Genomic DNA, 7,842 nt, shown 5'->3' on the forward strand with positions numbered 1-7,842 from the left:
GGGGGCTTGCGCGGTGGGCGCTGGTTTGTTTTGCCAGGAGATCCCCATGCCTGTTTTTAGGCGCCATTTACCGCTCCGCACACCAGCGGACAGCCCCCAGCAACCGTCCGTCCGGGTGCCGTTCGCCCCCCTCTGGTGGGCCGCCCTGCTGTGTGCAGCACCCGCGCTGGCCCAGCCATCGGCAGCGCTGCGCGCGGCCGACCCCGCCACACCCGCAACCGCCGTCACCGTGCCGGTGATGCGGCCCACCGCGCCCGCCCAGCCCTTGGGGCTGCCCAACGACATCGAACGTGCACGCGCCATCTGGCAACAGGCCAACCAGCGTGTGGCCGAGTTCCCGCGTGGACACATCGACATCCTTCGCTGGGAAGCGCAAAACCGCGCCAGCACACCGGCCCCCGAAGCAACCGCATCCACCGCGCCCACGCTCGACGCAGCCGAGGCCGTGCGCATTTCCCTGCGCCACCGCCCAGCCCTGCTGGCCCACGCCGGCATGAGCGAGCCCGAGCGCGCCGAGGTGCAGCGGGCTTATGTGGCCCATGTGCAAGCGGTGCACGGCGCCTGGGTTGAAGCCGTCACCGCCCGCCACAGCTTGCGCCTGATGAGCGATGCACTGTCCGCCGCGAGCACCGGGGTGGCACTGGGCCAGCGCATGGTGCTGGCCGGCAACTGGAGCCAGGCCAAACTGCTGCGCGAACAGGTGCAAGAGGCCGCAACCCAACAGGCCGCAGCGCAGGCCCAGCAAGCGCACACCAGCGCCAATGAACAACTCGCGCGTCTGCTGGGCCTGTGGGACAGCGACACCATGACCAGCCTGCTGCAGCGCCTGCCGGCCAGCTTGCCGGCACTGCCAGAGCAAGTCACCCCTGGCCCGGGCATCAGCCCGGCCGACGTGGAAGCAGCTGCGCTGCGCAGCCACCCCACGCTGGCCTGGCAGCTCACCGAGGCACGCCGCCAGCTGGCTGCTGTGCCGCCCGAGCGGCTGGCGGCCTGGCACCAAGCGGTTGACGCGGCCCTCAAAACCGACCCCAAAGCGGGCCAGGATGCGCCCTGGGCCGCACCGCAGATCAACAACCTGCCGCTGTTGCGAGACCACGCCCTGGAACGTGCGGTTCGCGCCGAATCCGCCTTGCTGCAGGCGGCCGCCGAGCGCCGGTCCATGGCGCGTGAGGCCTGGTCGCAACTGCAAGCCCAACACGCCAGCGCCCGCCACGCCCAAGAGGTGGTCAGCCCGCTGCAAACCACGCTGGAACAAGAAACCCTGCTGCGCTACAACGGCATGCTGCAAAGCACCTGGGACCTGCTGGCCCAGGCCCGCGAGCGCCTGCTGGCGCTCGACGCGGCGCACCAGGCGCGCCGCGACTTCTGGCTCGCCCACTCCGCCTGGCAAGCCCTGCTCGCCGGCGGTGACTACCAGAGCCCCGGCACCCCGTCCGCCCGCAGCGGCGGCGCCAGCACCGCACCCAAAGGACACTGACCATGACGCAAACCATGAACCGCAGAAACTTCTTCGCGGGCGCTGCCGTCACCGCCGTGGCCGCTGCCAGCGTCAGCCGCGTGGCGCTGGCCGCCCTGCCCGAAGCGGTGCAACACACCAGCGCCGACACCGCACCACCCTGGACGCCGCCCGGCGTCACCGGTGCGGGACGCCCCTACAACCCTGTGGTCACACTCAACGGCTGGACCCTGCCCTGGCGCATGAACCAGGGCGTCAAAGAATTCCACCTGGTGGCCGAGCCAGTGGTGCGCGAAATGGCGCCCGGCTTTCTGGTCAACATGTGGGGCTACAACGGCCAGAGCCCCGGCCCCACCATTGAAGTGGTGGAGGGCGACAAAGTGCGCATCTTTGTCACCAACCGCCTGCCCGAGCCCACCACCATCCACTGGCATGGCCAGCGCCTGCCCAACGGCATGGACGGGGTGAGCGGCCTCAACCAGCCCTACATACCCGCCGGCAAAACCTTTGTTTATGAATTTGAAGCGCGGCGCCCCGGCACCTTCATGTACCACCCGCACGCCGACGAAATGACGCAAATGGCCATGGGCATGATGGGTTTCTGGGTTACGCACCCGAAGCAAAAACACCCGCTCATTGACGACGTGCAGCGCGACTACTGTTTTTTGCTCAATGCTTTTGACGTGGAGCCTGGCAGCATGACGCCGCAGGTGAACACCATGCTGGACTTCAACATCTGGAGCTTCAACAGCCGCGTTTTCCCGGGCCTGAGCCCGCTGGTAGCGAGGCTGGGCGACCGGGTGCGGGTGCGCGTGGGCAACCTCACCATGACCAACCACCCGGTCCACATCCACGGCATTGAATTTGAAGTGACCGGCACCGACGGCGGCCCGGTGCCCAAAACCGCGCGCTGGCCCGAAGTGACCACCGATGTGGCCGTGGGCCAGATGCGGCAGATCGAATTTTTGGCCGACGAACCCGGCGACTGGGCCATGCACTGCCACAAGAGCCACCACACCATGGGCGCCATGGGCCACGGCGTGCCCACCATGATCGGTGCCGACCACCGGGGCCTGGTGAACGGCTTGCAAAAGGCCGTGCCCGACTACATGGTCATGGGCGAGCGCGGCATGGCCGACATGAAAGAGATGGAGATGGAGCTGCCGCACAACACCTTCCCCATGATGAGCGGCACCGGCCCTTACGGCCCCATTGGCATGGGCGGCATGTTCACCACGCTGAAAGTGCGAGCCGACCAGAAACCCGGCGATTACACCGACCCCGGCTGGTACCAGCAGCCGCCCGGCACACGGGCCCGCGAGGTGGACACACCCACCGCCCAGGCATCACCACCCGCCAGCGCTGCCACCCCAGCCCGGTCATCAACCCCTACCGCACCGGCCGGCACAGCCCGCAAACCGCAAGGCCATGGCGGCCACCACTGAACCCAAGGAACGCACCTCATGCACACACCCGCACCGACCCGGCGCCGCTTTCAACAACTGCTCATGGGCCTACCGCTCTTGCCGCTGGCCACCACCGCCTGGCTGCCCACAGCCGCTCAAGCCCACGGCGAACGCCACGACGGCCACATGAAAACGGGCCCCGTGGTGAAAGAACAAAAACCCTGGGGTATTGCCGCCGAACCCAGCGAGGCCCAACGTACGGTCGACATCCGCATGACCGACGACATGAAGTTCACGCCCAACCACCTGGACGTGCGTGAGGGCGAAACCCTGCGCCTGCGCGCCGTGAACCGGGGCCGGGTGATGCACGAAATCGTCATTGGTACGCGCGAAGAACTGGCCGCGCACGCCGAGATGATGAAAAAGCACCCCGGCATGGAGCACGACGAACCCTACATGGCCCATGTCTCCCCAGGCCAACGGGGCGACATCGTCTGGACCTTCAACCGCGCCGGGGACTTCGAATTTGCCTGTCTGATTCCGGGCCACTTTGAAGCCGGCATGCGCGGCACCGTGCGCGTGCGCCCGGCTTGATTCGAGCCACTTTCAACCCATTTTGGAGACCTCTCATGCAACGACGTTCCTTGCTGCTCGCCACCCCCGCACTGGCGGGCCTGGCGCTGCTACCCGCTCTGGGCAGCGCCCAAACCACCCCGGCCCTGCCGGTGCTTCAGGTCTGGAAAGACCCCAACTGCGGCTGCTGCAAAGACTGGGTGGAATACCTCAAGCGCGACGGTTTTCAGGTGCAGGCGTTTGACACCGGCAACACGGCGGTGCGCAAGCGCTTGGGTCTGCCCGACAAATACGGCTCGTGCCACACGGCGCTCATTGGCGGCTACGTCGTGGAGGGCCACGTGAACGCCCGTGAAATCCGCCGGCTGCTGGCCGAAAAGCCCAAGGCCATTGGCCTGGCCGTGCCCGGCATGCCCGTGGGCAGCCCGGGCATGGACGGCCCGGAATACGGCGCCCGCAAAGACCCTTACGACGTGGTGCTGGTGCTGACTGATGGCAGCAGCCGCGTCTACCAGTCGTATTTCCGCGGCTGACCCAGCCGCTGCAACCTCACACCACGGAATCACGAACATGAAAACACCCAACGCCTTGAAGACCACAAAGCACGGTTACCGCGCCACCGCCCTGCTAGCTCTGCTGCTGGGCAGCGCTTGGGCTTTTGCACAAACGCACAACCCCGCCCAAGGCACGCCCGCTCCAGTCGCAACCACTGAAACCATTGAAACCGCCAGCAACGGCGGCCTGCCATGGGCCGAGGCCGAAGTGCGTCGGGTCGATACTGCAGCGGGCAAGATCAGCCTGAAGCACGGCGACATCAAAAACCTGGACATGCCCCCCATGACCATGGTGTTTCAGCTGCAAGACAAAGCCCTACTGGGCAACCTGAAAGCCGGAGACCGGGTTCGTTTCAAGGCCGACAGGGTCAACGGCAACTACACCGTGCTGGAACTCGAACCCGCGCCCTGAAGGCCAAACGCACGAGCGGTACGCATACCCAAGCGTGACACGGCAGCACGCCATGCCATGCCTGGGTAAAGACAGGCGGCTGGGCCAAGAACAGGCATCACAAAGCCCTTTTCATTCGCCCTTTCCAATCGGGGTGCGCCACCAGACTCAGGGGCTTGAACGGTCAGCATTCAAGATGAACGGCCTCAAGTCTTGTGTCCATTTGACGAAAATCAATCAACTATTGAAATGATCGGATGACCCCATGCGCACCAACCTGCCTATCACACAGAGCGAATTTGTCATCCCGGACGGTGTCACGCTGGTCTCCACGACCGACCTGAAAAGCCACATCACCTATTGCAACCCGGCTTTCATTGCGGTCAGCGGTTACAGCCGAGAAGAGCTGATCGGCCAGCCCCACAACCTGGTGCGCCACCCCGACATGCCGACCGAAGCCTTCCGGGACATGTGGGCCACGCTGGACAGTGGATCGCCCTGGTCGGCCCTGGTGAAAAACCGGCGCAAAAATGGCGACCACTACTGGGTGGTAGCCAACGCGACGCCCATCATGGAAAACGGGAAAGCGGCTGGCTACATGTCGGTTCGCACCAAACCCACCCGCGAGCAAATTCAAGCTGCCGAAACCCTCTATGCCCGCATGCGCAGCGAAGCCGAAAGCGGCCGCGCCCAGGTGGCGCTGCACCGTGGGCGCGTGGTGCGCACCGGGCTGGCGGGCACACTGCAACGCGCCAGCCAGCTCACGCTGGGCCGGCGCATCGCCCTCATTTGTGGCGTGCTCGCGCTCATGGGCATGGCCCTCGGTGCGGGCTTGTCCAGCCTGGGCAACACCGCGCTGCTGGCAGGCGCGGGCGTGCTGGTGGCCTTGGCCTGGCTCGCCGCATTTTTGCTGCGGGGCCAGATGGTGGGTCCCCTACACGACGCCGTTTTGTTCGCCAACCTCATGGCGGCAGGCGACCTTTCGGCCCGATTCAAAGGTCAGGCGGGCGGTGAGTTCGGCGATCTCGGGCGCGCGCTCAACCAGCTCAACGTGAACCTGCAGGCGGTGGTGTCGGATGTGCGCCACGAGGTCGAAGGCGTGCAGGTGGCATCCAATGAAATCGCCAGCGGCAACCAAGACCTGTCCTCGCGCACCGAGTCACAAGCCAGCAGCCTGGAAGAAACGGCCGCCTCCATGGAGCAGCTCACCAGCACCGTGCAACAAAGCGCGAACACCTCGCGCGAAGCGGCGGTGCTCGCGCAGCGGGCCGCCACCGTGGCGCGCCAGGGCAACGAAGCCATGGGTCAGGTGGTCAGCACCATGGACGACATCAGCCGCTCATCCAGCCGCATCGGGGAAATCATTCAGGTCATTGACGGCATTTCATTCCAGACCAACATTTTGGCGCTCAACGCTGCGGTGGAAGCGGCCCGCGCGGGCGAGCAGGGCCGGGGCTTTGCCGTGGTGGCTGCCGAGGTGCGCAACCTGGCACAGCGCACACTGGGCGCCGCCAAAGAGATCAAGGTATTGATCGACGAGTCGGCCAGCAAAGTGGCCCACGGCAGCCAGTTGGTCCACAGTGCGGGCCAGACCATGGGCAACGTGGTGGGCGCGGTCGAACAAGTCAGCGGGCTGATCACAGAAATCACCAGCGCCACCACCGAGCAGTCGCTGGGCATCGCGCAGATCAACCAGGCGGTGGGTCAACTCGATTCGGTCACCCAGCAAAACTCGGCCATGGTCGAAGAACTGGCCGCCGCCGCGGGCTCGCTGCAGTCGCAAGCGCAGGTCATGCACGAGGCGGTACAAATTTTCCGACTGGACAAGCGGGCCGCGGCCCTGCGGTGAACCCTGGCGGACGCACTGCCCATCGCGCTCCGTGGATCGACCTCCCCGGTGCCGGTCGACCAAGCCGCCCCGGCATCGCAGGGCACAAAAAAGCGGGTGCCGCGGGGAGGCTCGTGGAGCCCGTGCTAATGTCGCAGCATGCCCCAAAACATTCGCTACACCCTGCTGTCGCTGCGCGACCTGGCGGTGTCTATTGGCCCCGTAGCCCTGCTCACAGCCACCCTGCTGGCCCTGACCTACTGGTGGCTCGACCCCAACCCGCCCAAACGGGTGGTACTGGCCACCGGCCCGGCCCAAAGCGCTTACGACGAGTTTGGAAAACGCTACGCCGAAGCCTTGCAACGCTACGGCATCACGGTCGAACTGCTGCCGTCTGAAGGCTCATCGGCCAACCTGGAACTGCTGCGCTCGGGCCAGGCCGACCTGGGCTTTGTGCAAGGCGGCACCGCCGACATTGGCTACGACGACGAGGAATCCATTGCCTCGCTGGGCAGCCTGTTTGTGGAGCCCTTGTGGCTGTTTTACCGCGAAGAGGCTGCGCAACGGCTCAACCGCACACCCACGGTGGCCAACCTGGCCGACTTGCAGGGCTGGCGTGTCAACGTCGGCACACCGGGCAGTGGCGTGCCCCGGCTGTTTTCCACCCTGCTCGACGTCAACCGCATCAACCCCAGCCAGATCCAGCTCAGCGAGCTGGAACAAACGCCAGCCACCGTGGCGTTTCTGAATGGCGAACTCGACGCTGTGGTGTTCGCCTCGGCACCCGAGTCGCTGATGGTGCAGATGCTGCTGCAAACACCCGGCATCAAGCTGATGGACTTTGCCCAGAGCGAAGCGTATTCGCGCCGCTTTGGGTACCTCACGCCGGTGGTCATGCCGCAAGGTGTGGTCGACCTGGCCGCAGACATTCCCACCCGCGACGTGCGCTTGGTGGCGTCCACCACCAGCCTGCTCACCAGCGCCAAGACGCACCCGGCCATCCTGCAACTTTTTGCCCAGGCGTCCACCGGTCTGCACGGCCGCCCGGGCTGGTTCAGCCGGGCCCGCGAATACCCCAGCCTGGAACACAGCGAAGTGCCCATCTCCCCCGAGGCGGTGCGAGCCATCAAGAGCGGCCCCCCGTTTTTGCAGCGCTACTTGCCGTTCTGGATGGCCAACCTGATTGAACGCATGTGGCTGGCGATGGGCCTGATCATCGCGCTGGCGCTGCCGCTCTCGCGCATCGTTCCCCCGCTCTACACCTTTCGCATCCGTTCGCGCGTGTTTCGCTGGTATGCCGAGTTGCGCGATATCGAACAGCGTCACGAAAGTGCCAAAGAAGAAAGCGCCATCCCGGTACAAACCCTGCTGGATCAGCTCGACGACATGGAAGGCAAAGTCGAAAAAATCGTGGTGCCGCTGTCCTACACCGACGAACTCTACGCCCTGCGCAACAACATCCACCTGGTCAGAAAAAAGCTGCTGCGCAAGGCATAGCCCTGAGCAGCACACGCAACGAAGAGCGTGGGGGCTGCGCGGCCGCAGCGCAGGGCCGCCCCAAGCAAGGCCAACCCCCTCGGGGGGCAGGGACCCGCGCAGCGGCGGAGCGTGGGGGCTGCGCGGCCGCAGCGCAG

The 7,842-nt window shown here is 65.7% G+C and carries 7 protein-coding genes; all 7 read left to right on the plus strand.

Features of this window, described 5'->3' with window-relative positions:
• The first annotated feature begins 46 nt into the window (after window positions 1-46).
• Complete coding sequence (locus tag ACTG4K_RS17510; protein ID WP_439115500.1) at window positions 47-1,477, plus strand: hypothetical protein; 1,431 nt, start codon at window positions 47-49, stop codon at window positions 1,475-1,477.
• 14 nt (window positions 1,478-1,491) lie between these two features.
• Window positions 1,492-2,901 carry a multicopper oxidase family protein gene (locus ACTG4K_RS17515; RefSeq protein WP_439115510.1) on the plus strand — a complete coding sequence of 470 codons (1,410 nt, stop codon included), beginning with the start codon at window positions 1,492-1,494 and terminating at the stop codon, window positions 2,899-2,901.
• Window positions 2,902-2,964: 63 nt separating this feature from the next.
• Window positions 2,965-3,456, plus strand: a complete 492-nt coding sequence (locus ACTG4K_RS17520; protein ID WP_439115511.1) for a cupredoxin domain-containing protein — start codon at window positions 2,965-2,967, stop codon at window positions 3,454-3,456.
• A 35-nt stretch (window positions 3,457-3,491) separates the two neighbouring features.
• On the plus strand, window positions 3,492-3,968 hold the full coding sequence (locus ACTG4K_RS17525) for a DUF411 domain-containing protein (RefSeq protein WP_439115501.1): 477 nt from the start codon (window positions 3,492-3,494) through the stop codon (window positions 3,966-3,968).
• 37 nt (window positions 3,969-4,005) lie between these two features.
• Window positions 4,006-4,401 carry a copper-binding protein gene (locus tag ACTG4K_RS17530; RefSeq protein ID WP_439115502.1) on the plus strand — a complete coding sequence of 132 codons (396 nt, stop codon included), beginning with the start codon at window positions 4,006-4,008 and terminating at the stop codon, window positions 4,399-4,401.
• A 244-nt stretch (window positions 4,402-4,645) separates the two neighbouring features.
• The gene (locus tag ACTG4K_RS17535; protein WP_439115503.1) at window positions 4,646-6,229 is read left to right on the plus strand and encodes a methyl-accepting chemotaxis protein; all 1,584 of its coding nucleotides are present in this window, start codon (window positions 4,646-4,648) and stop codon (window positions 6,227-6,229) included.
• 138 nt (window positions 6,230-6,367) lie between these two features.
• Window positions 6,368-7,705, plus strand: a complete 1,338-nt coding sequence (locus tag ACTG4K_RS17540; RefSeq protein ID WP_439115504.1) for a TAXI family TRAP transporter solute-binding subunit — start codon at window positions 6,368-6,370, stop codon at window positions 7,703-7,705.
• Window positions 7,706-7,842 lie beyond the last annotated feature (137 nt).

The organism is Hydrogenophaga sp., assembly GCF_965657535.1.
GTDB lineage: Bacteria > Pseudomonadota > Gammaproteobacteria > Burkholderiales > Burkholderiaceae_C > Hydrogenophaga.

Bases quoted from the DNA above. Each gene is read 5' to 3' on its own strand.
- ACTG4K_RS17510 (WP_439115500.1), top strand. From the start codon at position 47: ATGCCTGTTTTTAGGCGCCATTTACCGCTCCGCACACCAGCGGACAGC.
- ACTG4K_RS17535 (WP_439115503.1), top strand. From the start codon at position 4,646: ATGCGCACCAACCTGCCTATCACACAGAGCGAATTTGTCATCCCGGAC.
- ACTG4K_RS17515 (WP_439115510.1), top strand. From the start codon at position 1,492: ATGAACCGCAGAAACTTCTTCGCGGGCGCTGCCGTCACCGCCGTGGCC.
- ACTG4K_RS17530 (WP_439115502.1), top strand. From the start codon at position 4,006: ATGAAAACACCCAACGCCTTGAAGACCACAAAGCACGGTTACCGCGCC.
- ACTG4K_RS17520 (WP_439115511.1), top strand. From the start codon at position 2,965: ATGGGCCTACCGCTCTTGCCGCTGGCCACCACCGCCTGGCTGCCCACA.
- ACTG4K_RS17525 (WP_439115501.1), top strand. From the start codon at position 3,492: ATGCAACGACGTTCCTTGCTGCTCGCCACCCCCGCACTGGCGGGCCTG.
- ACTG4K_RS17540 (WP_439115504.1), top strand. From the start codon at position 6,368: ATGCCCCAAAACATTCGCTACACCCTGCTGTCGCTGCGCGACCTGGCG.